Annotated in this window: 14 protein-coding genes; 5 read left to right on the top strand and 9 right to left on the bottom strand. The window is 49.4% G+C overall.

Annotated features, from left to right (window positions below; translation table 11 throughout):
• Positions 1–1,025 precede the first annotated feature (1,025 nt).
• Positions 1,026–3,170 (bottom strand): galactose-binding domain-containing protein, encoded by a 2,145-nt coding sequence (locus tag WKT13_RS06525; protein WP_340323313.1) that lies wholly within the window; start codon positions 3,168–3,170, stop codon positions 1,026–1,028.
• Positions 3,171–3,231: 61 nt separating this feature from the next.
• The gene (locus WKT13_RS06520) at positions 3,232–3,792 is read right to left on the bottom strand and encodes a hypothetical protein (protein WP_340323312.1); all 561 of its coding nucleotides are present in this window, start codon (positions 3,790–3,792) and stop codon (positions 3,232–3,234) included.
• A gap of 409 nt (positions 3,793–4,201) precedes the next feature.
• On the opposite strand from WKT13_RS06520, the gene WKT13_RS06515 reads away from it, so the two are divergent.
• The 3 genes from WKT13_RS06515 to WKT13_RS06505 are packed head-to-tail and all read left to right on the top strand — an operon-like array spanning position 4,202 to position 9,901.
• A complete protein-coding gene (locus WKT13_RS06515) occupies positions 4,202–6,244 on the top strand; it encodes a DUF5005 domain-containing protein (RefSeq protein WP_340323311.1) in 2,043 nt (680 codons plus the stop codon).
• A 40-nt stretch (positions 6,245–6,284) separates the two neighbouring features.
• Positions 6,285–6,908 carry a flavodoxin family protein gene (locus WKT13_RS06510; protein WP_298619385.1) on the top strand — a complete coding sequence of 208 codons (624 nt, stop codon included), beginning with the start codon at positions 6,285–6,287 and terminating at the stop codon, positions 6,906–6,908.
• Positions 6,909–6,928: 20 nt separating this feature from the next.
• Positions 6,929–9,901 (top strand): PEP/pyruvate-binding domain-containing protein, encoded by a 2,973-nt coding sequence (locus tag WKT13_RS06505; protein WP_298619386.1) that lies wholly within the window; start codon positions 6,929–6,931, stop codon positions 9,899–9,901.
• A 373-nt stretch (positions 9,902–10,274) separates the two neighbouring features.
• Here the strand turns inward: WKT13_RS06505 and WKT13_RS06500 are convergent, their stop codons facing one another.
• The 4 genes from WKT13_RS06500 to WKT13_RS06485 form a co-directional block, all read right to left on the bottom strand.
• Positions 10,275–12,125 (bottom strand): MutS-related protein, encoded by a 1,851-nt coding sequence (locus WKT13_RS06500; RefSeq protein WP_340323310.1) that lies wholly within the window; start codon positions 12,123–12,125, stop codon positions 10,275–10,277.
• 1,306 nt (positions 12,126–13,431) lie between these two features.
• A complete protein-coding gene (locus WKT13_RS06495) occupies positions 13,432–15,039 on the bottom strand; it encodes a glycoside hydrolase family 172 protein (RefSeq protein WP_340323309.1) in 1,608 nt (535 codons plus the stop codon).
• 277 nt (positions 15,040–15,316) lie between these two features.
• Positions 15,317–15,907, bottom strand: coding sequence for a sugar O-acetyltransferase (locus tag WKT13_RS06490; RefSeq protein WP_340323308.1), 591 nt, complete (start codon positions 15,905–15,907; stop codon positions 15,317–15,319).
• A 101-nt stretch (positions 15,908–16,008) separates the two neighbouring features.
• Positions 16,009–17,265, bottom strand: a complete 1,257-nt coding sequence (locus WKT13_RS06485) for an anaerobic sulfatase-maturation protein (protein ID WP_340323307.1) — start codon at positions 17,263–17,265, stop codon at positions 16,009–16,011.
• Between the two features lie 453 nt (positions 17,266–17,718).
• Between WKT13_RS06485 and WKT13_RS06480 the strand changes: the two genes are divergently transcribed.
• Positions 17,719–18,930 (top strand): sugar MFS transporter, encoded by a 1,212-nt coding sequence (locus WKT13_RS06480; RefSeq protein WP_298619394.1) that lies wholly within the window; start codon positions 17,719–17,721, stop codon positions 18,928–18,930.
• 1,153 nt (positions 18,931–20,083) lie between these two features.
• Here WKT13_RS06480 and WKT13_RS06475 read toward each other — a convergent pair.
• The 3 genes from WKT13_RS06475 to WKT13_RS06465 form a co-directional block, all read right to left on the bottom strand.
• Positions 20,084–21,691, bottom strand: a complete 1,608-nt coding sequence (locus WKT13_RS06475; protein ID WP_340323306.1) for an MGH1-like glycoside hydrolase domain-containing protein — start codon at positions 21,689–21,691, stop codon at positions 20,084–20,086.
• An 86-nt stretch (positions 21,692–21,777) separates the two neighbouring features.
• Positions 21,778–22,905, bottom strand: a complete 1,128-nt coding sequence (locus tag WKT13_RS06470) for an alkaline phosphatase (protein WP_340323305.1) — start codon at positions 22,903–22,905, stop codon at positions 21,778–21,780.
• A gap of 251 nt (positions 22,906–23,156) precedes the next feature.
• Positions 23,157–24,464 (bottom strand): inositol-3-phosphate synthase, encoded by a 1,308-nt coding sequence (locus WKT13_RS06465; RefSeq protein ID WP_298619400.1) that lies wholly within the window; start codon positions 24,462–24,464, stop codon positions 23,157–23,159.
• A 319-nt stretch (positions 24,465–24,783) separates the two neighbouring features.
• On the opposite strand from WKT13_RS06465, the gene WKT13_RS06460 reads away from it, so the two are divergent.
• A complete protein-coding gene (locus tag WKT13_RS06460) occupies positions 24,784–25,794 on the top strand; it encodes a class II fructose-bisphosphate aldolase (RefSeq protein ID WP_298619402.1) in 1,011 nt (336 codons plus the stop codon).
• The last annotated feature ends 822 nt before the right edge of the window (positions 25,795–26,616 follow it).

Raw genomic sequence — 26,616 nt, 5'->3', positions numbered from 1 at the left:
GTCTGTGTTGAGTCTTATGTGTCCATGAGACGTTTACGGGCCGTCATGCCATGTGGCGGTTGGTGTTTCGATTGCAGATTCAGGTATGTTTTATGGTTGTTATGGCAAATATAGTGTTTTAATTTTAAACCGCCGTTTTGCCGGCCATGTTTTTTCTTTTGCACCATTCTTGATTGTGTTACGGTCCCGCCGCACTTTTCATAAATGCTTTTTTTCATCGTAGTGCCCGCTCATTCCCGTATGGCTTTTCCGTCTGTTGCAAAATATTTGTGTTTAACTTTGTTAACACTTTTTGCTCAAAACAGTATTCATTAAATGTTAAAACCAATGCTGGATTTTCTCCACTTCGGCTCGCGTTTTAGAAAATCGTTACGTCCCGTTCAGTGCTTTTCGCCCTCGGAAAGGCGGGGTGGGGATGTCGTCCGGAACGTCCTGCGATGCATTGCTGTGCAAACTGTTTTGCGGAACGGGCTTTAATGCATGCCGAAATAGAGCGTTTCATGGGCTGATTCAGACTTTATTAGGGTGTGATATGGCCTTAATCGTATGCCGGAATGGGCTTTATCAGGAGGCGGTCACGTCTTTAGTGTGAAGGTGTGTCATGTAAAGCGTTGATACACAATATTATAGTTGAAGTGCTTCAAAACTCGCGAATTTCGCTGCAAAGTTTTGTTTGGAGAAACAATCGCGTTAAATCCGTGTTAATAAATGTTATCGCGTGCTGCGAAAAGCATGGAAAATGGCGGTTGACTGATGGTTGTACATGTTGCCTGTTTTGCGGCATGGAATGTTTATTATGTTATGATACGTGGTTGTGGGGCGTCTCGGTTCTTGAGTTATCAACAGGCGTATTAACGGCGGAAAGTATATTCATAGACAATGATTTGTGTCGGGAAATTTTGTTTTCAATGATAAATTGCACACAAAGCAGTGTCAATGAGAAACCCTCTTGAGGGTTGGATAAGAACAGTCCTACTCTCAAGAGGGATTCATGTTTTTATGTCCCGGATTGTAGACTAACAGTGTCAGCGTGAGCCATATACCTCCAGATCGCCGATGCGTGCCACACCGTCGGCTCCGGCATCGGTTACCGATACTCTCACATAGCGTGCCTCCACGGCATCGAATGAAGCGTCGGTCACGGCTTCGGTATTGTTTGTATATGTTCCGGCAAGAGCCCATGTCTTGCCGTCGAGACTGGTTTCAACAATAAAGTCGCGGGTGTTAAGTTCACAGCCGAGGCCTGCGGCTTGTGCATGTCGCACCACATAACGGCTGATAAGATAAGGCTCGCCAAAATCGCACTGCACCCATCCCTTGCCGTCGGTTGTGGACGAAACCCACATGTTCGGTTCTGATGGTGAGCCGTCGGCTGCCAATGCCGCTTCGGTTTCGGAAGCCGACGATGTGACCTTCATGCTTTCTGTCATGGTGAGATCGAAAGGCAGATGGTTGGCCTCGCAGAACATATTGAAGAAATGGTCGGCCCTGACTATCTCCACATTGCCAGGAGATAGCGCGTCGAGCTTGTCGGTCAGTTCTATAAGTTTGTCGGGGCCAACGTCCCACACTGTACACTGTCCGGAGACGAACATGGGCTTTGAGCCGTCGAAATCTTTTATGTCACGATTGAAGAAGTCGGAAATGACATTTATACCGTTGGCATAACACGGATAGTTGGGTATGAACGGCAGACGGCCGGCTTCAATATTGATGCCGAGGCGACCAGTCTGGCGTTCCCAATCCTGGATGGTGAGTCCGTATAGATAGCTGCATTCTTCGGCATAGGCTTGTCGCTGGTAATTGTTCACCTCGTCCCATACGGTGACCACCCTTAGTCCTGATTTCTCAAGATAGCGCTGGCTGAGGCGTGCGTAAGGCACGAAATCTATTTTGTTGTAAGTGTTCCATCGTTTGTTGTGGGCGTCGTAAGGCATGGCATAGCCCAGTCCGGAAGGTCCGCATACGAAACAATCGTTTGCAGTAGCTTTCTTGTAATAGTAGTTGAGCATCTGCGGGGCAAAGTCAGCCAAAGCCGGGCTTATGGTCCAGTTCATTGGCATCTTGCCTCTGCCGCTCTGTTCAAAAATCTTAGCCATTGCGTGCTGGCAATACTGTATGTTGTCGCCGTCGCTGATATATACCGTGGCGTAGACCTTGTTTTCAAGTTTCGGTCTTTTCGGTACAGGCGGAATGCATACAGGCTTATTGACGGCTGTGTAGACAGTGGTGTTTTCAAAGAAGTCGGCAGGCACCGTGGATAGTCCGTATTTTGTGGCTTCTCCCACTCCAGATCTTTCCTCGTGATACCATCCGAGCACGATGTCACGCCCTGGGGTCATGTCGCTCAGCATTTTGTCAAGCACATCTTTCTCTTTGTCGTTGCGTGCGTCGAGCCACACTACAGCCGAGCCTGCAGCTGCGGCAATGTCGTGAACATATGGAATGTTGGGTCTGAGACTCACCAACAGGCGATGGTTGCATCTGTCCCAATAGTTCTCGTAGAGGTAGTTGTATATTTCATGTGGAGCTGTCATTGTTAAAGACGTGAGGTCTTTCACTACAGGAAAGTCCATGCCGTTGTCGATAAGTTTCTGGCGTATTTCGGCAGTTACGGGGAGCAGTCTTTCGAGACCTGCCACTGTGGCAGCCACATTGGCATAATGCTCGCTTTTTTCAGTGCTATAGAGTACAAGTCCTTTTATTTCGTTTTCATAGCGCTTTACGAACTGGTAAGGTTTGTTTGTGTTGACAGTTGCAATGCGCAGATTGTGTGCACCGGGCCATGTGGCTTTAGGTTCCTCGTTGTGGTTGTATAGAAGAATGCGTGGACGTGTGCGGTTGACGATGCCTTGCATGACACAGAACATCACACGTTCCTGTTCGTTGAGTTTGGCTTCATTCATGTCAAATGCTCTGACGATGGAAGCGGGTGGAAGGAACAATGGCAGCAGACGGTCTTCCGGCCAGTTCAACTCATTATACTCAAGTATTCTGTCTTTGTCGGCATTGAGATCGTATTCCGCATCGGTAAAGGTTATCTTGTCAACCTTGGCTATATCGGTAGGAGTGACGTTGCCGTCGGTGGTGTGCACGAACATTGTTGTATTCTGAGCGTTGAGGCTTAATGTTCCCAATGTGACAGTAGCAAGCACTAATATATTTCTCATGTCTGATATGTTTTAGGAATTGTTAAATAAAATGGTGTGAATTGTCTTACGGCACCAAGTGTCAGAGTGTAATTTTTGAAGTGAATGTGCCTATGCGTACTATGAATATGCCTGTGCCGAGATTAGAACGGCTGAGTTGCAGTTCGCCACCTGTGCAGTCTGGAACGGGCACGCTTCGGCCGTCAATGGTACATACGTTGACTTTCATGCCATCTGTTATGCCTTTGAAGATAGCTGAACCCTTTTGAAGCACACATACGATACCGGCGGTTGCTACAGGAACAGACAGAGAAATGTCTTCTCCGAACCGGATTTCGGATATGTCATTGATTTCTATTCTTACCGGTGTGTCGCTGGATTTTGACGAAATAATAAGGCTGCCTTCCGATACGGTTACCTCTGGTTGTGCCTCGAAAAGCACTGTTACTGGGTCGGAATCAACGGTGCTCACAATCATGGCTTTGCCACGGTCTGCAACGCTGAGGAAGGATATCCTGCTTATTTCAGCAACCCTCGTAAGGGTGCACGTGCCGTCGGTATTCTGCACACGCATGGTTTTCTCTTGTGCATTAGCTGCCAATGCACATAGTGTAAAAACTGCCAAAGCGTAAAACTTATTCATATATACTTGATTGGTGAAACATTTTTTATCGGAGGTAAAAATAATTAAATATTCTGACATTCCGGATGTTTTATTGCCAATATTTTGAGTTTTTGTCATGTCTTTTTATGAAGGTGCCGAATAAATGCAGCATACGTGGAATCTGAAAAAACTTTATCTATCATTTGTCATTGAGATTATCTTTAGCTATCTTTGTAGAAAATAGGCTGCACTCGGGAAACTGAGAACAAGTTCTCTTTCCGCTCGTTGGCACTATTTTTGTAGAAAATAGGCTTCGGCTCGGCAAAAGGTATATACCGCTCCACAGTCTTTTCTGCACATTTTCAGTGCAGTATATTCTGTCGCAGCCACGCAGCTATATGCCTTATTACAATGTCACAATTTATAACATAACAAATAACTGAAATCTATGAAATTGAAATTTATTATCCTGACGATTCTTGCTTCACTCATAACCGTGTCGTGCTATAAGTTCACGCTTATAGAACAGCCGCACGAGGCTGTGACCAATAGCGTGTTCAAGGGCAAGGTTGTTGTGAAGCGCAGCGGTACGAGCGACAACGGATCAGTGCTGCATGTTTACGGGCTGTTCGGCATATGTGTGCCCGAGGGGTGGCAGGCCGACGGTGATCTTGTGATGACACAGGTGCCTAAACCTACTACCGACGTAGGCGACGACGAATATAAAAACGTGATAACGCGCCGTCTTGTGCCCAACGACAAATACACTGCGCTGCTCAACGAGTGCTATCCTAAAGCCGGATACACGTGGCTCGGATTCATGACCGACCGCGACTTCAAAAGTCTTTTCAACACAACGACACCCGAAGTGGAGATTGACAGTATATACGCAGAGTTCTCCATACGCACCAACGACAAGACGGGAACGTTCTATCTCGACTATGTGGCCGGGCATGCTTCTCATGACAAGGCCGACGACATAGGCGGAGAGGAGCGCGGCAACCACACGCGCATAGCCACCTTTGCGGGCGACAACATAAGCAACGTGACCTTTGCCGACACTCACATCACCGTGACGCGTCCCGACGGTTCGACAGACAATCCGACTGTAGGTCCCGACATAAAACCCGAATGGGACCTTGAGCTGATGCCCGACGCCACACGTTCGGGAGCAGCGGTGGCCTATAAGGACTGGAAATACAACAAGCTGTTCACCCGCACCCGTGGCTGGAACGGCGGCGACGGTGTGCTAACCGTTGGCCTGCCCGACGGCAGTGTGTTCTGGACTTTCAACGACAGTTTCTACGGAAGGGTGAATGCCGACGATCGCTCACGCGGCGACTGCAACTTCCCACGCAACAGTGTGATGCTCCAGAAAGCCACCGACGGTGTGCTGGGCGAGACAGAGGATGACCTCATCTGGCTGGCCGACTATGTCAACTGGACCGCCCCTTCGGCCGAACGCTACTTCCACTGCCGTACGCATCTGCGCCATCCGGACGGCGAGAAGACGGTTGACGAGATACTGGCGGGCGACATCGACCAGGACCGCGTTTACTGGTCGGGCGACGGAACCATCTATGACGGCAAACTGCAGATGATGTGGATGGGAACAGCGTCGAAGGAACTGCGCGCTCTTGGCACGAGTCTTGCTACATACAGACTTGACGGCACAATACCCGAAGGTTACTATCTGGACGACATCCCCGACTATCTGCCGAAGAAAGGCAACTATCTCTACCGCGAGAAAGTGACTCACCAGATAAACGACAATGCCGTTTCTTACGGCTCAACGCTCTGTGAGGCCGACGACGGTCACACCTATCTCTATGGTACCAACGGCTACGGAGTGCTCGTGGCACGCACTGCCACACACGACCTTTACAGCAAATGGCAGTACTACGTGCGTCCGGAGGAAGGCTCCGACTTCGTATGGCAGGACGAATATCCTACCAAGGAACAGATGGAACGCTCGCAGATAATGGAGAACAATCATCAGTGCAACATGCCGTGGGTGTTCAAGGACGGCGACTATTATTATATGACGGCGCAGGGACCTTACTTCGCCCGCGAGGTTTACATCTATCGCAGCAAGACGCCTTACGGTCCGTTCGGCGAGAAACGTCTGCTCTTCGTCCTGCCCGGCGAGCTCGACAAGCTTGGACCTACGGCCTATCACTGGCTCTACATGGTGAACCTCCATCCGGCGCTTTCGCGTGAGGGCGAACTCGTATTCACCACCAACAGCGATCCGGACGACTTCTGGAAGAACTTCAACGACCCCGGCAGCGCCGACTACTACCGTCCGTTCTTCTACCGGGTGTTCAACTGGAAGAGTCTCTTCGGTGATGAAACGACAAACGGCATCGGCGGTATTACCTCCTCGCCCGCTGTTGAAGACGGACATTACTACAATCTTCAGGGCATCAGGGTTGACCGTCCTACGCGCGGCATATACATACACAACGGCCGCAAGGTGGTATTCAGATGACAGAAAATGAAAATCATTATATAAAAAGGAGAACACAGATATGAAAGTGATATTAGTCAACGGCAGTCCGCATCATCACGGCTGCACATATACAGCGCTCGACGAAGTGGCGCGCGAACTGGAGAAATGTGGCATCGAAACTGAACATTTCTGGATCGGGGCGAAGCCCGTGGCCAACTGCATAGCATGTGGCAAGTGCATCGGTACAGGTCGTTGCTGGTACGATGCCGACACACTTAACGCCTTTCTCGACAAGGCTGCCGACGCCGATGCCTTCGTTTTCGGCACGCCAATCTATTATGCCGGTGTGAGCGGACAGCTCAAGTCGTTTCTCGACAGGGCCTTCTACGGAAAGTCTTCGCTCTATGCCAACAAGCCGGCAGCGTGTGTAGTGAGCTGCCGCAGGGGCGGTGCGTCGGCCGGTTGGGATGATGTGAACAAGTATTTCGGTATATGCAACATGCCTATCGTCACCAGCCAGTACTGGAACCAGGTGCACGGCAATACACCGGAAGAGGTGCTTCAGGACGCCGAAGGATTGCAGACCATGCGCCGTCTGGCGCAGAACATGGCGTGGCTGCTCAAGAGCATTGAGGCAGGACGCGCCGCAGGAGTGCCGGCTCCGGCCGTTGAGGCTCCGCTGAAAACAAACTTCATAAGATAACAACACAAAACAACCTGACTATGGAAGAGAACACCATACCGCAGGAGTTCAGCCGTTTCTATCTGAAGGACGTGACGTTCATGAACCTGATGTTGCGCCGCATATACAACGTGCTGATAGTAGCCAATCCCTATGATGCCTTCATGCTTGAGGACGACGGGCGCATAGAGGAGAAGATATACAACGAGTACATGGAACTGGGTCTGCGCTATCCGCCTACATTCACGCAGGTGAGCACGACGGAAGAGGCGTACAAGGTGTTGAAGACAATGAACATCGACCTTGTCATCTGTATGCCGGGCAATGCCGACAACGACGCTTTCTCGGTGGCACGCGACATCAAGGCCGTGTTCCCCGACATCCATTGCGTGGTGCTGACGCCTTTCTCTCACGGTATCACGCGCCGCATGCAGGACGAGGATCTGTCCATCTTCGACTACGTGTTCTGCTGGCTTGGCAACACCAACCTTATCCTTTCGATAATCAAACTCATCGAGGACAAGATGAATCTTGACCACGACATACGTGAGGGTGGGGTGCAGATGATACTGCTTGTTGAGGATGGCATACGCTATTACAGTTCTATTCTGCCTTATCTCTACAACTACGTGCTCGTGCAGAGCAAGCGTTTCTCCACCGAGGCGCTCAACCGTCATGCCGCCACACTGCGCATGAGAGGACGTCCTAAGGTGGTGTTGGCACGCACATACGAGGAGGCCATGGAGCTGTACGACCGATATTCGGCCAACACTTTGGGCGTTATAAGCGACGTCAGATTTCCCGTAGACGGTGAGAAGGATCCCGACGCCGGACTGAAACTGCTGCGCCACATACGTTCGGAGGACGAGTATGTGCCGCTGATAATAGACAGTGCGGAGAGTGCCAACCGTGAGAGAGCGCTGGCAGAGGGCTTCAGATTTGTGGACAAGAACTCGAAGACGGCAAGCATCGACCTTCGCCACATACTCGAGGAACACATGGGTTTCGGCGACTTCATATTCCGCGACCCGAAGACTCATGCCGAGATAATGCGCGTACGCAGCCTGAAGGAACTGCAGGACAACATCTTCAAGATTCCGTACGACTCGATGTTGTATCACATTTCGCGCAACCACATGAGCCGCTGGCTGTCGGCACGCGCCATATTCCCCGTGTCGGCGTTCCTCAAGAAAGTGACGTGGCACAAGCTGAAGAATGTGGATGCCCACCGTAAGATAATCTTCGACGCCATCGTTCAGTACCGTCACATGAAGAATTTGGGAGTGGTTGCCGTGTTCGACCGCATGAAGTTCGACTCTTATTCACACTTCGCACGCATTGGCGAAGGTTCGCTTGGAGGTAAGGGACGTGGTCTGGCGTTTCTCGATAACGTAGTGAAGATGCATCCCGAATTCAACAAGTTTGCAGGCGTTGAGGTGAGAATCCCCAAGACGGTGGTGCTTTGTACCGACATCTTCGACCAGTTTATGGAGCAGAACAACCTCTATCAGATAGCGCTGAGTGATGCTCCCGACGAGGAGATTCTGCGCCATTTCCTGCGTGCTAAACTGCCGGAGTCGCTCATAGACGACTTCTTTATATTCTTCGATGCGGTGAAGAGCCCTATCGCCATAAGGTCGAGCTCGCTTCTGGAAGACGCGCATTATCAGCCCTTCGCAGGCATATATTCCACATACATGATACCTTATGTGGAGGACAAGTATGCCATGCTCGAGATGTTGGCATGCGCTATTAAAGGTGTTTATGCCTCGGTTTACTATCGCGACTCGAAGGCTTACATGACGGCAACAAGCAATGTCATAGATCAGGAGAAGATGGCCGTGATACTCCAGGAGGTTGTCGGCAAACAGTATGACAACCGTTATTATCCTAATTTCAGTGGAGTACTGCGCTCGCTCAACTATTATCCCATAGGCGATGAGAAGGCCGAAGACGGCATTGCTTCGCTTGCTTTGGGACTCGGAAAATATATTGTTGACGGCGGACAGACGCTCCGTGTGTCGCCATATCATCCCAACCAGGTGCTTCAGACGAGTGAGATGGAGACGGCTTTACGCGAGACGCAGACACAGTTCTACGCACTCGACACGGCACATGTGGGCAACGACTTCAAGGTGGACGACGGTTTCAATATTCTGAAACTGAAGGTGAAGGAGGCCGACAAGGACAAGTCGCTCAACTTTATTGCGTCAACCTATGATCCTTACGACCAGGTTATACGCGACGGAATATATGACGGAGGACGCAAGATAATATCTTTCTGCGGTGTGTTGCAGCAGGGCGTGTTCCCGTTGCCGGAGCTTCTGCAGATGTCTATGAAGTATGGTGCGGAGAGTATGAAGCGTCCTGTGGAGATAGAGTTTGCCTGCAATCTCAACGAAGACCGTACGGGCGAATTCTACCTTTTGCAGATACGACCGATAGTCGATGCCAAACAGGTGCTCGACGAAGACCTTTCGGCCATTGCGGACGACAAATGTCTGCTACGCTCGTCGAACTCGCTTGGACACGGTATCAGCGAGGACGTTGTCGATGTGGTGTATGTGAAGACAGGCGAAGACTTCAGCGCGATGAACAATCCGGCCATTGCCGATGACGTGGAACGCATAAACCGCAAGTTCCTTGCCGACGGACGCAACTACGTTCTGGTGGGTCCGGGCCGCTGGGGATCGAGCGATTATTGGCTTGGAATACCCGTGAAGTGGCCGCACATCTGTGCATCGCGTCTCATCGTGGAGGTGGCGTTGAAGAACTATCGTGTGGAACCGAGTCAGGGAACGCACTTTTTCCAGAACCTCACGAGCTTCGGTGTGGGTTATTTCACGGTCGACGCCAATGCCGGAAACGGCCTGTTCCGTCAGGACATACTCGACGCTATGCCGGCCGTGGAGGAAACTCGCTTTGTGCGTCATGTGAGGTTTGACTCTCCACTGAAAATCATGATGGACGGCAAGAAGCAGAATGGCGTTGTTTTGTTTCCTGGTGATGACTGATTGATTATTTATTTGTGCAATATCTTACTATATGTTTGATATATGTCAATAAAATGAATATATTGCAATAATTATTGTTGTTTGACTTGACATGAAAAGCAATGATGATTATATTTGCAATGTTTTTCATGGTATTAGATTTAAGTTTAACAAAGGCAGGGGCTCAGCGGAGTCCCTTTTTTGTTTATGTATGGTTGCGAGTAAGGACGATTGCTGCATGTTGTGATAGTGGATATTCACTTTAGTATAGGTATAAAGCGAAGCGCCGGTTCCGTCATACGTGTGTATGAAACGGAAACGGCGCATGTGTGTTAATACCGGATGAGGCTGGCCTATGTGGGGTGTGGACAGTGCCGTCTTGCGGTTTTTCTTGTCAGAATTTCTTTCCGGCCAGCAGTTCCTTGAGCAGGAATGTGGCGTTCTGGTTGCGTGCCACGCCGGGAGTTATCTTATAACTGTAGGTCACATCGGTGCCCAGCTCTATCTCAAAGCAATAGTTGTGGAATCGTCCGGCGTGTTCGTCGGACATGCGCGAGAGCTCGAGGTCGTGTGTTGCGATGACTCCCGTGACGTTGCGCCCCGATATGTATTCGAGGAAAAGGCGCGAACCGTTGAGCTTGTCGGCCGAGTTTGTGCCCTTGAGTATTTCGTCGAGTATTATCAGAGTGTTCTTGTGTTCGGGGCAGAAATCGATGAGCTGACGGAGACGGAGCAGTTCTGCGTTGAAATAACTGATGCCTCGGGTAAGGTCGTCGGTGGTGCGCATGCTGGTGAACAGTGCGAACACCGACACGCGCAGGCTGTCGGCAAACACAGGCATGCCGTTCATTGCAAGAATGTAGTTTATGCCGAGCGAACGCAGGAAGGTGCTCTTGCCTGCCATGTTGGCGCCGGTCACGATGTAGTAGTTGCCGTTCACTATGCTGAAATCGTTCTTCACGGCCTTGCGTCCGAGGAAAGGATGATAGAGTCCGCGGGCTTCGTAAACCACTTCGTCGCCGTCGGCGATGACCGCGCTGCCGGCTTCCGGTTCGTTATATCGGAATGTTGCCATCGACACAAGTGCATCGATGCGGCTCACAGTGTCAACCCAAGGACCGACACTGTCGAGATATTTTCCCTGCCATTTGAGGAAACGGCGAAGGAGGAAATAGTCGCTCAGAAGGAACATGTCAAAGATGATGAGGCCGAGAATGTTGCCGCGGCGATCCAAAGATTTTAATATTTGTTCCGTCTCATGGAATGAATCCATGGCCCCGTCGAGCCGGCCGACAAGTCGTTGCAGTTCTGCCGACTGTAATGATGAACTTCTGTTTCCATCCGATGACTGCTCACCGTTGCGCAGATTGTCGGCATGGCGTATTATATTTACGTAATGTTTCATGCGGTCGTGCAGACTGTTCACCTCACGGCTTATTTTTCTTAACGGTCCGGAGCAAAGCATCAGTACTGTGAAAAACTGCAACACGCCCCACAATGACGGCACACTGGAAGGCAATAAATCGAACACTGACAATAGTATGCTCGCATAGAAGCCGGCCATGGAAAGTGTGGCAAGAGCGATGACGGGCACGGATAGTGCTGCGCGCGACATGTTCATGGCACGTACAGACTGCAGAGATGCTACGATGGCATCGGTATCAATACGTCCTGCCGCACCCGAAGCGAGGAAACGCACCCGCCATCCAGGCATGGCTGCCAGTTCGTCAATGGCCTCGCGTCGTTCGTCGATGAGCTGTCGGCTGATGGGCTTTCCGTCGAAAGGATCGCCCGAGAGACTGCGCGCAAGACAATCGCTTCCGCCGGTGGTGAGTGTCCGGCACACGCGGTTGTAGAGCGATTCACGGCCGAATACGTCCATATCGAAAGTGAATGGATGCGACGGATCGGCATATCTTGCGCCGTCGTCGAAGCATTTGTAGTCGCCCGAAAGATAACGCAGTTCGCGTTCGTAAACCCCGTGCAGTGCCTCAAGCCATTCTATACGACGTGAGTTAACGACGTCGAAACGGCGTATCGCCATATAGAGCAGCAGCATAAAGGCCGCCACAAACAGTGTCCACATGCCGCCGTCAACGGCTGTATAGGCTGCCACAAAGGCGATGAAGGCAATGAATGTTATGATTTCACCTAAGATAAAACCGCGGTTGCGGTGTTTCAACATGGTTATCTGCACCGCCAGGTGGTCGCGGTGTCGAGTGTAATAATCCTTACGGTTGTCCATCTGTAATCAAAAAACAATGTGTATCAATGTCGTTAATACGAATTTGTAGAATAGTTATGGCCGGCAGAACGTGCGCATTCCGTCTTTCAGAAGTGCCGTATCTGCTTCGTGCCGGCAAAATTACAACGAAAACAATACATATCGTCCGCCTTTTCGTTTTAATAGTAATTAAACCGATTTTTTAACAAAGCAGTGTCCGGAATAATCCGTCAATGACGACAGATATACTTACAATGCGGATATGTAGAAATTTACCGGGTGCTGTTTTTATTCGTGAATCACCACGGGGAAAAGTAAAAATTCCGGACACTGCATGGTTTATGAAAAGTTACAGAGCATCTGCCGGCGTAACAATAAATTCATGTTGTCGCAACCGACAAATCAGAATTAAAAAAGTGGGACATTCTTTCTGAATCGTCACTCATGTCTAATATCAATGTTTTTAGAGAAAACTCTCATGACCAACTTACGATTTTTCTTGACTTTTTTTTGACAAAATAAAATCGCAAAACAGATGTAAGGAGATGCCAAATCATACATGATGAAGGCTCTTTCATTCCATACCGTCTTTTCATATACCCCGTAGTATAATCCAGAACAGTTCGTCTTGCATTCCGATTATGCCTGTTTCAGCCTCCGATTCTGTCTCTTTTAGGGTGTGATATTAAGCATTTCAGCCCCTGATATGGGCTTAATCGCATGCTGAAACAGTGCTTTTTACATGGCAGAAAAATATGTCTTAAATATAAGTCTTTGATGTTCAATGTTTTAAGAAAATCTCTCATATTTTGCGAATTTGCGTCCGCGGGAGAGTCCGCACGCAAATACGCGCTGGATTTTCGGGGTAGAAGAGAAAACTCGGACTGAAAAATCGCGTGACACTGAAAATGTGTAACTGCCCCTGATTGCTTCACTTTCTGCTGAAAATAACAGTGCGGTACGCGATTTATACCGCGGTTTTTTATTGCAGGGAAGTGCCGTTGAATTTCTACATAATCTATAAATACACCTCCGGTATATGTCGGCTGTGGTTTACTTATGCTCCGTATGCTGTCGTGCAGGCGGGTGATTGATAGTGCGAAGACTTGTTGCAAGGAGGCGATAATATGGTCCGGAATGTGTCGCATCAGACTTACGGGCACAAAAAAAGGACTCCGCTGAGTCCCAAAACCTTTGTTAACCTTAAATCTAATACCATGAAAAACGTTGCAAAGATATGTAACTCTTGTTACATTTGCAAGTTTTTGGGAATCTTTTCTTTCGTATTTTATGTTTTTTAACTGATTTTCAACGATTTATAAATAAGTCATGGTCGTATGAGCGCTTTGGCCGCATGCTTTGTTGAAGTGAAGTCTCTCGTGGCAGAACGGGCATCGCCATACCAGAACACTGTGGAAGCGATGTCAACCGTTCCCGGCTCCCATGAAAGCATTTCGAAGCAGATGCGCAGGTCCTGACGGAACGGAATGCCGTCGAGATTGCGTGTCCTGAAGAATGTATTATATCCGTGCGAGCTGGCTTCGTCGGCACGCGGGGCACCTCCGAAAGGAGTGTGGAAAATGTAGACCGGTGCCCATGAACTGTTGTAATAGTCTTCGGTGCCTGTCCCGAAATGCGAAGGCAGAGTCTCACCGTCAACCCATATCTTCTCGTCGCCCTCGCCATACCAACGCGGAGAGTGGTTGTAGAGCGTCATGACATCACCTTTATACACACCGTCTCCGGCAATATGAGCAAACAGCCAGTCGAGATTGTCGTTGCGGTCATAGTTGTTGCTCAGTTTCACTCCGTCCTCGCTGCGCCACGAAGCGTGGAAATACATCGAGCGGTCGTCCCACTCATAATCGCATACAGAAGCCGAAATGGATACGGGAATGTCGAAATCGCCTACGTTGCAGAGTGATATTCTGGCATTACGGGAATATGGCATGAGCCATCGGGAGGTTACACCACCATGTCCGTCTGCATCGACAAACCAGCTCTTTACGGCAAATCCACCCATTCCGGCACCGCTGAAATCGGACAGAGGAACGTCCACCGTCCGTACGCCGTCGAACGTGGCGCGTACCACAATGTTGCGCATTGCCTGCGTATAATGTGCTGTGTCGGCATCTACATTCACGCGGAGACAACACACAGCGTGCTCTCCGCTCGGCAGTGAAACGGAAAGTTCGTCGTCGGATTTCAGAACAGCTGATTTCGATCTGACCGTATTCCCGCTCGGAGACACAGGATTGCGAAGCGCGAAATCGCATTTGAAGATATCCATTGAAGCACGTCTCACCGCATCCGAAGAGAACGTCTCCACCTTTGTGTCTGCTGGATATGTGCGGTAGTTTATGCCGTAATACTTTGGTGTTGGGGCCACACCGGGCTGGTCTTCAAACGTTATCTTGCAGTGACGTGCGTAAGGTATCGGCAGGAAAAGAGTGTTTCCGCCCTTGCCGTCGGGCTGATAGCTTGTGTGTGGAAGTAGCATGCCGCGTCCCAGTTGTCCTATGCCGAAAGCCATAAGGTCGTAGGCCGGCACAATCCAACCTGGTTCGTCGGAGCCGTCGAAGTAGAAACGCATCGTCCCGCGCTTGTCGAGTGTGGTGAGCCAGATGCGTGTTATGACACCAGGACCGTCGCAGTCGAACATCACTTTCTCTATGCGTCCGTCCACAGTGTCCACTCTCTCTACTCCGAAACCGTCGTCGTTGGCAAACCATCCGGGTTTGTCCGGCGATACCGAACGGCGGTCGTGACTGCTCACCTGACGGCATGTGTATGGAATAACGGGCCGTCGCGTGGCTTCATCAAACGAAGTCATTTCATTAAGCAATGACTTTATGGTTATTACATCGCTACCATATGACTTTGCAGAAAGTAACATAGATGCAAATAAAATTGCAAAAAACAGTCTTAGTTTCATAGGTTCAGATTTTTGATTTTATATGTAAATGACTATTCACACTGCCGTCATAACAATATCACAAAACAGTGTTGCCAATGCGGTACTCATAAGTTTACAGACAAAATGGAATATACCCAACAGAGCAAACTTTTATTTCCTCTCAAACAACAGTATTAAGGGACTATTTTGTTTATGTTCTATTTTTGAGTAGTACCGATGTCCCGGCAGTACTTTTAAGCAAAAACTGTTATCGGCATACGTCCCTTTGTTGTATATTTTGCTGTCAACAGATATCTCAGATGGCGGTGTATCTTCTTTTGTCATCCTCCGATATTGTACGTATTACCCTGCACGGATTGCCGTAGGCCAGTACTCCTGATGGAATGTCTTTGGTAACAACGCTTCCGGCTCCAATGACACTGTTGTCTCCTATGGTTACACCAGGCAACACGCATACGTTAGCGCCTATCCATACATTGTTGCCCACGTGTATTGGAAATGCATATTCAAGTCCGCTGTTTCTCCTTTCCGCATCCAGAGGATGTCCTCCGGCATAGAAGCCGCAGTTGGGAGCAACAAATACGTTATCGCCGAATGTCACCAGTGCATCGTCCAATATGACACAGTTCATGTTCATGAAGAAGTTATTACCTATCTCTATGTTGTATCCGTAGTCGCAAAAGAACGGAGATATTATGGTAAAGTTTTCTTTTGCTTTTCCAAGTATCCGCCGTAAGAGTGTGTCGCGTTCTTTCTGATTCGACGGGCGAATAAGATTCAACTCATGGATGAGATCTGCACAGACAGTGCGTTCGCGCAGAAGTGTTTCGTCGTAATTAGCATCATAGAGCAGGCCTGCTTTTGCCTTCATTTTTTCTGTTGTCATACTTCTATATGTTTCCCTTTTTATGACTGCGGTTATCTTCAAGAGTATGTACCTTGTGCAGCTTGTTTATTATTATGATACGTATATTGTGCGTATACTGTTTATTTATATTCAGATGTGTGGCCGTTCTGGCTTCGTGCCCACTGCATGACGTTTGCCGGCGGACGTCGGTTGAGCAGTTCGTTGCGCATGAAATCCATGTAGGGAGCCGTGTGTTCGAAGTAGCGTCGGTAGGCGGAGCACATGTAGTTGAGGCCCGGCTCGCCATCGGCTGTGGTGAGGAACCGGTCTTTGGGGCATCCGCCGTTGCACACTTTCAGCCATCCGCACTCGCGGCACTGGTGCGGCAGACTTGCTCTTTTGGCTTCGCCGAACTCCTGCTGACGGCGGCTGTACATCATGGATGTGAGTGTTTCGGTACGGATGTTGCCGAGTTTGTATTCCGGAAAGACGAAATGGTCGCACGAATATACGTCGCCGTTGAACTCCATTACGGCCGCATGGCCGCACGAGTCGGCCAGGGCGCATACGCCGGATTGCTGACCTGTCCACAGCGCGAGGGTTGAGTCGAACAGCTGTACGAACGTCTGTCCCACGTCGTTGCGCACCCATTCGTCGAAAATGTCGCACACGAAGCGACCGTACTGTTCCGGAGTGACGGAGAAAGATGCCAGCTTTCCTTCAGCACTGTTGTCGGCCGGCGACGCCAGATGGCGCCCGTCGGAGTGGGGAAGGATGCGTTCTATTATCGGCGCAAACTGTATGTAGCGTGCGCCTATCGACTTGAAGAAGTTGTAGAACTCGAGCGGATAGTCGGCGTTGAAGTCGTTTACAACAGCCATCGCGTTCCATTCCACGCCGTGATTGTTCAGTAGTCGTATGCCGCGCATCACCTTTTCGAACGATGGACCTCCGCCTCGTGTGCGGCGATATTCGTCGTGAAACTCCTTTGGACCGTCTATAGATATGCCTATCAGAAAGTTGTTGCGCCTGAAAAACTCGCACCATTCGTCGGTGAGCAGTGTGCCGTTGGTCTGCAGACAGTTGTCTATGATGTGGCCGCGGGCATACTGACGTTGCAGGCGCAGCGCTTTTTCGTAGAACGATATTGGTCGCATCAGCGGTTCGCCTCCGTGCCATGAGAAGAGCACCTGCGGCTGAGTCTGCGCCTCGATGTACTGACGTGTGAACTTCTCGAGCAGTTCGTCGCTCAGCGTCATGCGGCTGCCGGCACCGCTTGCGCGGTACATGTTGCCTTTTTCTGTGTAATAACAGTATTCGCAATTGAGGTTACAGAGTGAGCTCGCCGGTTTCAGCATGACATAGAGTGGGCGGGCGAAGGGAGCATATGCGGGCATATTCTTGAATGTATGGTAGAATGTCGGTTAATAATGATACTTTCATTGCAAATTTAATCAAACTTTCCTTATCGGCCAACATTGTGTCAAATATATTACAGCAATATGGAATTAAATGTCTACCTTTGCACGAGATTCCATGCGGAATGCCTGTTGGTGTTGTACGGTATTCCGCATATCAGCAACTGTAAAAGTAGATGACATTCGTCAGATTCATTCTGATAGTGGCGCTGATGCCGCCTTCGGCATTGCCGTGCGGAGTGTTCTCACATGCAGATATTAAGCGCCTGGTAGGGGCGGTCTGCGGCAGATGCATGTGAAAGGAGTGTTGGGAAACGTCAGTTGCCGTGTATTGTGAAGAGAATAAAGAATCAAAACCGTAACATAAGAACTGAACGCCGGCGTGGATGTCCGTACAGAACGGTTGTCGGCAAAAGTCTATAAAATGCAGAAATGAATACAAAAAGAACATCATTGAGCGACAAACGCTATCTTGTGCCGTTTGTCCTGATCACCTCACTCTTCTTCATGTGGGGCTTTGCGAGAGCCATTCTCGACGTGCTGAACAAACATTTCCAGAACGAACTTGACATCAACATCGCACAGTCGGCGCTCATTCAGGTTATGACATATCTTGGATATTTCGTGATGGCGCTGCCTGCCGGACTGTTCATCAACCGCTACGGCTACCGTCGGGGCGTGATAGTGGGACTCATACTGTTTGCACTCGGCTCGCTGCTTTTCATACCGTGCTCGGCTGCCGGCACTTTCTATGCGTTTCTTGCAGCGCTGTTCGTGATAGGCTGCGGACTGGTTTTCCTTGAGACATCGGCCAATCCTTACGTCACGGAGCTTGGTCCGAAGGAGACGGCCACGAGCCGTCTGAACTTCTCGCAGTCGTTCAACGGTTTGGGATGTATGGCTGCCACGTTCGGTGTTGGCTCGTTCCTGTTCGGCGAAGGGGGCAACGAGGACGGAGTAGTGGTGCCTTACACCATCATGGGAGTGGTGGTACTGCTCATTGCGGTGGCTTTCTCCAAGGTGAAACTTCCGGAGATTACCCACGAGGACGACAACGCTACGGCCGACGGAAAAGGCAATCTGAAGAAGCTGTGGAAGAACGGGATGTTCGTGTTCGGACTTTTGGCGCTGCTTGCCTATGAGGTGTCGGAGATATCGATAAACAGCTATTTCATCAATTTTGTGACCGGTCAGGGATGGATGAGCGACCGCGACGCGTCTATGGTAATAACCGGTGCGCTGGCAGTGTTTATGATAGGCCGTTTCCTCGGAAGCTGGATAATGCGCCGTGTGGCTGCGGAGAAGATGCTCCTCCTGTGTGCCGTGGGTACTGTTGTGTGCATGCTGACGGTGCTTGGCGACTTCGGCAAGGTGTCGCTCATCGCGCTTATGTGTAATTATATGTTCGAGGCGATAATGTTCCCGACCATATTCTCGCTCACGCTTCGTGGTCTTGGCGGACTTACCAAGAGCGCTTCGTCCATACTGATGATGACACCTGTGGGTGGATGTGCGTTCCTTCTCATGGGACTTGTGGCCGACAACACCAACAACATCATACCGTTTGTCATTCCTCTTGCAGGCTTTGCGGTGGTGCTGGCCTATGCGTTCAGACTGACGGCCGGTTCACGCAGAGGAGAATGACAGGCTCTTGATTATTGTGGATGGCGGATAAATCATGCCGTGGTTTGCGGCGTGTGTTCCGCATAAGAATATTATACAGAGCGGAGGCGCAATATATGTAGCGCTTCCGCTTTTGCTTTTTGTGCCGATGTGAAGATGTTGTAGAATAGTAGTACCGATGATAACCATAACTGTAAAATAAATACTTGAGGTCTGATGACTGATCGGTGGATAATAAAAAACTGCGGTGTCGCTCTCGTATCAGTGTTGTTTTCTATGTCGGGATGAAAACAATATGGGCTACTTACAGATTTCATCATCCTGCGGTTTTTTCGTCCGAGTTTTCTGTTCTACCCCAAAAATCCAGCGCGTATTTGCGCGCGGACTCTCCTTCGAACGCAAATTCTCGAATTATAAGAGATTTGTTTAAAATGTTGAATATCAAAGACTTATATTTAAGATGTATTTTTTCGCCACGTAAAAAGCACTGTTTCTGCATGCGATTAAGCCCATATCAGGGGCTGAAATGCTTAATATCACACCCCGAAACAGACGGAATCGGAGGCTAAAACATGCGTAATCAGAATGCAAGACGAACTGTTCTGGATTATACCACGGGGTATATGAAAAGACGGTATGGGATGAAAGAGCCTTCATCATATATGATTTGGCATCTCCTTACATCTGTTTTGCGATTTTATTTTGTCAAAAAAAAGTCAAGAAAAATCGTAAGTTGGTTATGAGAGTTTTCTCTAAAAACACTGATATGAGGTGTGAGGAAAGGCTCCGGAATAATGTGGTGTGCTTTTGAATATGATTTATCGGGAGTGGTAACGAAAATTTATTATTACGTGAGCATAGGTTCAGGCTGTGTTCATATCATCCCGGGTTGGCAGTATGTTTTCCGCCATTCCGCGCTATTTCACAAATAAAACCGCTCTTCACAGAAATTCAGCACATCCGCTCTGCTGCATGTCTGCCGGCAGATATCCGCTTCTCGGTTTTCTGATATTCTGCGGACCGGTATTCAATATTTACGGCCCCGGTCAGTAAAACGAAATATTGACCGGGGCCGTATGTGTGCAACAGCTTTTCAGACTGCGGATTTTTCTATCTCTATCAGAGCACATGCCGGCCGTCATGTGTCAGTGAAGACCGGGGCGCGCATCGTTTTTCAGACAGTCTGAGTGCCTTTCTTTATTTCTTTCTCAATCTTCTGGTCACCCCACATCAGTGTCAGTTTGAACGGAGTGTTGGTGTTGATGGTTACCTTTGGTTTCTCGTCGGCAGAGCTGCGGCGTGCCACCTTGAACGAGATGAGGCCGTCGGCGCCGTAAGGATAGCGGTCGATGCCGTAGCCGTCGGTAAGACTTACGTCGAGCGTTATGTTGTTTTCCTGCACATTGGCACGTATTCCGAAGATGTATTCTATGAGTTCTGCGATTGGCGGCAGACCCGTCCAGCCCACAAAGTCCTTGCGTGCCATGAATCCGGGTTCGGCTTTCTCCGGTGCGTAGTACTCCCAGAAGGTGCCCGTTTTCTCATATACCTTCAGCACGTTGTTGTAATGGTTCATGGTGATGTCGTGCGCCAGACGGCGGTAGCCTTTGTCTGTCAGACCGGAGATGACCATATAGTTGGTGCCCGGCCACACTCCGCCGGTCCAGTAACGGCCGTTGGCCTTGTACTTGGGATTGTCGGCTGCGAGCGACGCTACGCGGTGAGGACGGTTGAACTTGGTAGTGTCCTCGAGATGGCTCACCAGTGCGTCGAGTCTTTCCTTGGGCAGAACGTCGGTGTGGAGTGCCCAGTAGGCGTAGATGCCCTGCGTTGTGCTGAGGCTGTTGTCGGCATACTGGTCGTAGAGGAACTTGTCCTGCTCGCTCCACATATTGTTGTTTATATATTCCGACAGTTTCTTTATGTCGTCCTCAAACTCCTCTATCTCCTGCCAGCGTTCCAGATAGAAGCCCATTTTCAGCAGTATGTCTGCCACCATTATCTGCTGGAGGCAGGCGTCGAGCCATATCATGTGGCCGTTGCTGTATATGGTGTTGTAGCCTTCGGGCACTCGCGGCATGTTGTCCATACCCGTTCCCCATCCGCTGCTCCAGTAGGTGCCGTTGCGCCATGTGCGGTTGAGCTTCAGCCATTTGTAGTAGGCGGCGAGCACGGGGAATACCTTGTTCAGACGGTTGTCGTCGCCGAACTGCGTGTAGTATTTCCATTCCGACCACGGCAGCAGGTTAGGTCCGGTGCTCGTCGGGTCGTAGCGACTGAAGCAGTCGGAGCCGTCGGCGCGTATCTCGCGGCAGATGAAGCCGTCGGGATGCTGTTTGGCGTAGAAGTTGTCGAGGGTTTTCTGGAACGGGAAGAAGTTGCGGCCATAGCGGCAGAACATGGTTATGAACGCGTCGTCCCACATGAATATGTTGCCGTTGTAGGCCGGGGCGATGTAGCTTGTGACGAATCCCGAGTCGTCGAGCGGCTGGCAGATGTTCTTTATTCCTATCTGCCATGCCTTCCAGTACATTTCAATCTCCTTGTCGTGACCGTCCCAATAGGGTGCGGGCAGCACCTTTTTGGCCTGTTCGAACGTGCCCGGCGTGGTCTTCTCTACCTTTGCCGTGCGGAAGGTGTTCTCGGCTACGAGGGTCTGCATGACGTACGTGTTCTTGTAGGGCAGCTTGTACAGCGGCGAACCGGACGATATCAGGTTCTGTGCGCCGGCCGTTGTCGTGATTGCGGCGAGCGCAATTACCATTATGCTTTTTCTTATCATGTTATTTGTATGAGATGTTTTATTTGTCGGTTGTTTATGGCGCATGACGCCGGATGAGGCTTATACGTCTGTGTGCGGACACGTAATCAGCGTTCCATCAGCGCCTTTATCTTCCAGAAAATGTCGGTGTTCTCCATTATGCCGGTGAAGTTCTCGGCTCCCGGACCGAACGCATAGACGGGCACCATCACGCCGGAGTGGCTGCCGGTGGAGAAGCGGCATGTTATCTTTCCCTGCTCTTTGTCGCCGTCGATGAGCGTCAGTCCGCCCGTCTCATGGTCGGCTGTCACCACGACAAGCGTCTCGCCGTCCTGCGCCGCCCACTTCATCACCTCGCCGATGGTGCGGTCGAAGTCGTGGGTTTCCTTCATCAGCATGTCCAGTTGGTTGAAGTGTCCGTAGTCGTCTAGCTGCGATCCTTCTATCATCATGAAGAAACCCTTTTTGTTTTGGTTCATGAGCGATATGCCTTTGAGTGATGCGCGTGCCAGAAGGTCGCCTCGCTCGTCGGGCAGGGGAGTGTCCACGTCGTAGGGAACGGCGAACACCTTGCCTTTGTTCCATGCCGAGAGGTCGTCCCATGAGCGCGATATGTGGTAGCCTTTCTGCTTCAGCTCGTCGAAGATGTTGCGGCCATCCTTGCGGTTGGTGAAGTATTTCGCGCCGCCGCCGAACGCATAGTCGATGCCGCAGTCAACATAGTCGGCTATGATTTCCTGCTCATTGTCGCGGTCGGAGTTGTGACAGCAGAAGTCGGCTGGCGTGGCATCCCACAGGCGGCAAGTCACGGCTATGCCCGCATCCTTGCCGAGCGACTTTGCCACATCGCACAGAGTGGTGAGTGGTTTGCCGTCCGGATCTACTCCCACAGAGTGGTATTTGGTCTTGTGTCCGGTTGCCAATGCGGTGCCGCCTGCTCCTGAGTCGGTGATGAGCTTGTCCGTGCAGTAGGTCTTCGACAGTCCGGTGTATTGCGCATTTTCCAGCCACAGCCGGCCGCGGTTGGCTGTCCATGCCGAATATACGTGCATAAGGCTCATGCCGTCGCCTATCATCAGTATTACGTTTTTCACCTTATTGCCCTGTGGCGGGGTGATTTTCTCCACCTTGTACGGATTCTCGCAGATGTATGTCTGCGGCTTGTCGTTTTGCGCTATTGCCGGCAGCATCGCCAGCATAAGGACACATGATAGCAGAATACTTCTGATATTCATAATAGATAAGTTTTTGTTGTTGAACGTATAAGCGCCATTGCTCTTGCCGCCTGTATAAGAATGGACGGTCGGCATAATTATAATGACACAGACAAAGTTACAACTTTTTTTCTTTCCAATAGGCTTGGCTTTGTAAATAAAGTTGGTTTGATGTGATATACTTATGAAAAAGAAGACTCCTGCGATGGAATGTCGCAGGAGTCTATAAATCATCGGCAATGGCCGTTATTGTGCTGATATGTCAGAAAATATCAGTCTATTTCCTCGTCAGCCTCATATCCGCCCATTTCGCGTATGGCGTTCTTCAGCATTGTGTATTGCTGATAAAGGTTGTTCACAGCCTCTTCGCCTTTGGTGAAGTCGTGCATCGGACTCTTGAGGAAGAAACTGAGGAAGCGCTGTATGCCGTATCTGCCGGCGCGTGCAGCGAGGTCGCTGAGCAGACAAAGGTCGAGCAGCAGAGGGGCAGCAAGGATTGAGTCGCGGCAGAGGAAGTTGATTTTTATCTGCATAGGGTAACCCATCCAACCGAAAATGTCGATGTTGTCCCATCCTTCCTTGTTGTCGTTGCGCGGCGGATAATAGTTGATGCGTACTTTGTGATAATAGTCTGTGTAAAGATCCGGCTGTTCTTCCGGTTTCAGAATTGTTTCGAGCGTTGACAGTTTGCTCACTTCCTTTGTGTGGAAATTTGCCGGTTCGTCGAGCACAAGGCCGTCGCGGTTGCCGAGAATGTTTGTGGAGAACCAGCCGCTAAGTCCAAGACAGCGTGTACCGATGATCGGTGCGAATCCGCTCTTCACGAGAGTCTGTCCGGTCTTGAAATCCTTTCCGGCGATAGGCATCTTGGTCTGTTCTGCCATTTCCCACATTGCCGGTATGTCAACGGTTGTGTTCGGTGCGCCCATGATGAACGGTGCACCTTCTGCCAGAGCTGCGTATGCGTAGCACATGGACGGAGCCACGTGTTCGCGGTCGTCATCCTTCATCGCTTTTTCGAGTGCAGCGAGAGTGCCGTGCACCTCTTCGCAGTATGGCACGTATATCTCTGTAGAAGCTGCCCATATCACAACGATGCGCTCGCAACCATTTTTCTCCTTGAATTCGCGTATGTCCTGACGCAGCGCTTCGGTCATTTCCCAGCGTGTCTTGCAGTCTTTCACGTTGTCGCCGTCGAGACGTTTGGCGTAGTTCTTGTCGAATGCAGCTTTCATCGGAACGATTTTCTCCAGTTCATCGCGTACTGGTTCTATGTCCTTCTCCTTCAGAACTTCTGCGTACATTGCAGCCTGATAGGCGTTCTGCGGATAAACATCCCATGTGCCGAATACTATATCGTCGAGCTTTGCCAAAGGTACGATGTCGGCATAGTGCAGATATTTCTTATCATCTCCTTTGCCGACGCGGATTTTGTCATATTGTGTCATTGACCCGACGGGTTTTGTCAGTCCTTTGCGTGCCATGAGTACACCGGTCATGAATGTAGTTGTCACAGCACCGCATCCGACAACCATGATTCCAAGTTTCCCGTTTGCGGGTATAACATTAGTTTGTTTCATTGTGATTGTTTTATAATGTTTTTAATTATGTTGGTTGTTTGTTTATGTTCAGATATATAAACTATGTATCTGCTTGGAAAAGGTTGGCTTTTCCGTTCATAAGTTGCAAAAGTAAATAATTAGGGATATATTGCCCTTTTGACGGTTTGTTTTTTATTATAAATTAGTAAAAATGAACGTCATTTTATTTTTACATATTATTACAATGTGACGAAACATTAAAAAAATGTTGTATCACTTTGTGTTGCCAAATTAAAATACTAACTTTGCAATCAGTTAGAAAGACAATTCGAAACGTTTTAAATAAATTTAAACAATTATGGTAAACTACAAAGATTTAGGCTTGGTGAACACACGTGATATGTTCAAGAGAGCCATTAATGGAGGTTATGCAATTCCTGCTTTCAACTTCAACAACATGGAGCAGTTGCAGGCAATTATCAAGGCTTCTTCTGAACTGAAGTCTCCGGTAATCCTTCAGGTTTCCAAAGGTGCACGTAACTATGCAAACCAGACACTTCTGCGCTACATGGCTCAGGGTGCTGTAGAGTATGCAAAGGAACTCGGATGCAACCATCCTGAGATCGTTCTGCACCTCGACCACGGTGACAGCTTCGAGCTTTGCAAGAGCTGCGTTGACATGGGCTTCTCTTCAGTTATGATCGACGGTTCATCTCTTCCATACGATGAGAATGTTGCACTGACAAAGAAAGTTGTTGACTACGCTCATCAGTTCGACGTAACTGTTGAAGGCGAGCTCGGCGTTCTTGCTGGTGTTGAGGATGAGGTTGTTGCTGAAGAATCTCACTATACAAAACCGGAAGAAGTTATCGACTTCGTTACAAAGACTGGTGTTGACTCACTGGCTATCTCAATAGGTACAAGCCACGGTGCTTACAAGTTCAAACCGGAGCAGTGCACACGCGACCCGAAGACTGGTCGCCTCGTTCCTCCTCCATTGGCATTCGACGTTCTCGATGCTATCATGGAGAAGCTGCCTGGATTCCCAATCGTTCTCCACGGTTCTTCTTCAGTTCCACAGGAGTATGTTGACATGATCAACCAGTATGGTGGCAAGCTGCCTGATGCAGTTGGTATTCCTGAGGATCAGCTCCGTAAGGCTTCTGAGAGCGCTGTTTGCAAGATCAACATCGACTCTGACTCTCGTCTGGCCTTCACTGCTGCTGTTCGCAAGGTATTCGCAGAGAAACCGGGTGAATTCGACCCACGTAAGTACTGCGGACCGGCTCGTGACCTCATGATCCAGCTCTATGAGCACAAGATCAAGGAAGTTCTCGGTTCTGACGGCAAGCTGGCTCAGCTCGACTAATAATCGGGAAGTGCAGGCTTGGGCATTATCCTGAATGGGTGAGGGAGCAATACTTTTAAGTATGCACCGGTTGGTCACAGGCCTGTATTACTCATTTTGAATATTGAATAAATAAAGTCCTTTTGTTCTTATGTCAGTTGACTGGAGCAAAAGGACTTTTCCGTATAGTGTATTCTGCATTTTATTATTCCTGGTTACGGTTTCTTCGTACGGTTGTCGATTGCGTCAGACTGCTTTTGCCAATTGCAAACTGATGTGGAAGAAAGCAGATATTATTTTCTGTAGAAGTATTATGGCGACTGTATGTGCAGGTGATACATCCATGCGTCTTGTCTATAATATAAGAGTAATGAGCATGGTTTATTCTGTATATTCATTAATATGTGGAGTAAAATGTTACGACAATGACAATTTACGAAATAGAAAATGGAGAAAGGGATAACGCGTTTTCGGAAAGATGGAAACCGGGATGGAATAGCCGTTGCGGCTTCATGGATATTAAAAGGGGATTGATAATATAAAAAAACGGTAGCATCCATTCCGTATCGACGTTGTTGTCTTCAGACGAAAAAGGAAGCCGTATGGGGATGTTACAGATTTTCAGTATCCCGCGGTTTTTCCGTCTGAGTTTTCTGTTCTACCCCAAAAATCCAGCGCGTATTTGCGCGCGGACTTTCCTTCGGACGCAAATTCGCGAGTAATGAGAGGTTTGTGCAAAATGCTGAACATCAGTGTCTTATATTTAACAACCATTTTCCCGTCATGCAATAAGCACCGTTTCAGCATGCAATAAAGCCCATATCATAGGCTGAAACACAACAT

This window comes from Prevotella sp. HCN-7019, from assembly GCF_037890215.1.
GTDB lineage: Bacteria > Bacteroidota > Bacteroidia > Bacteroidales > Bacteroidaceae > Prevotella.
This window is presented reverse-complemented; position numbering and strand designations above follow the sequence as displayed.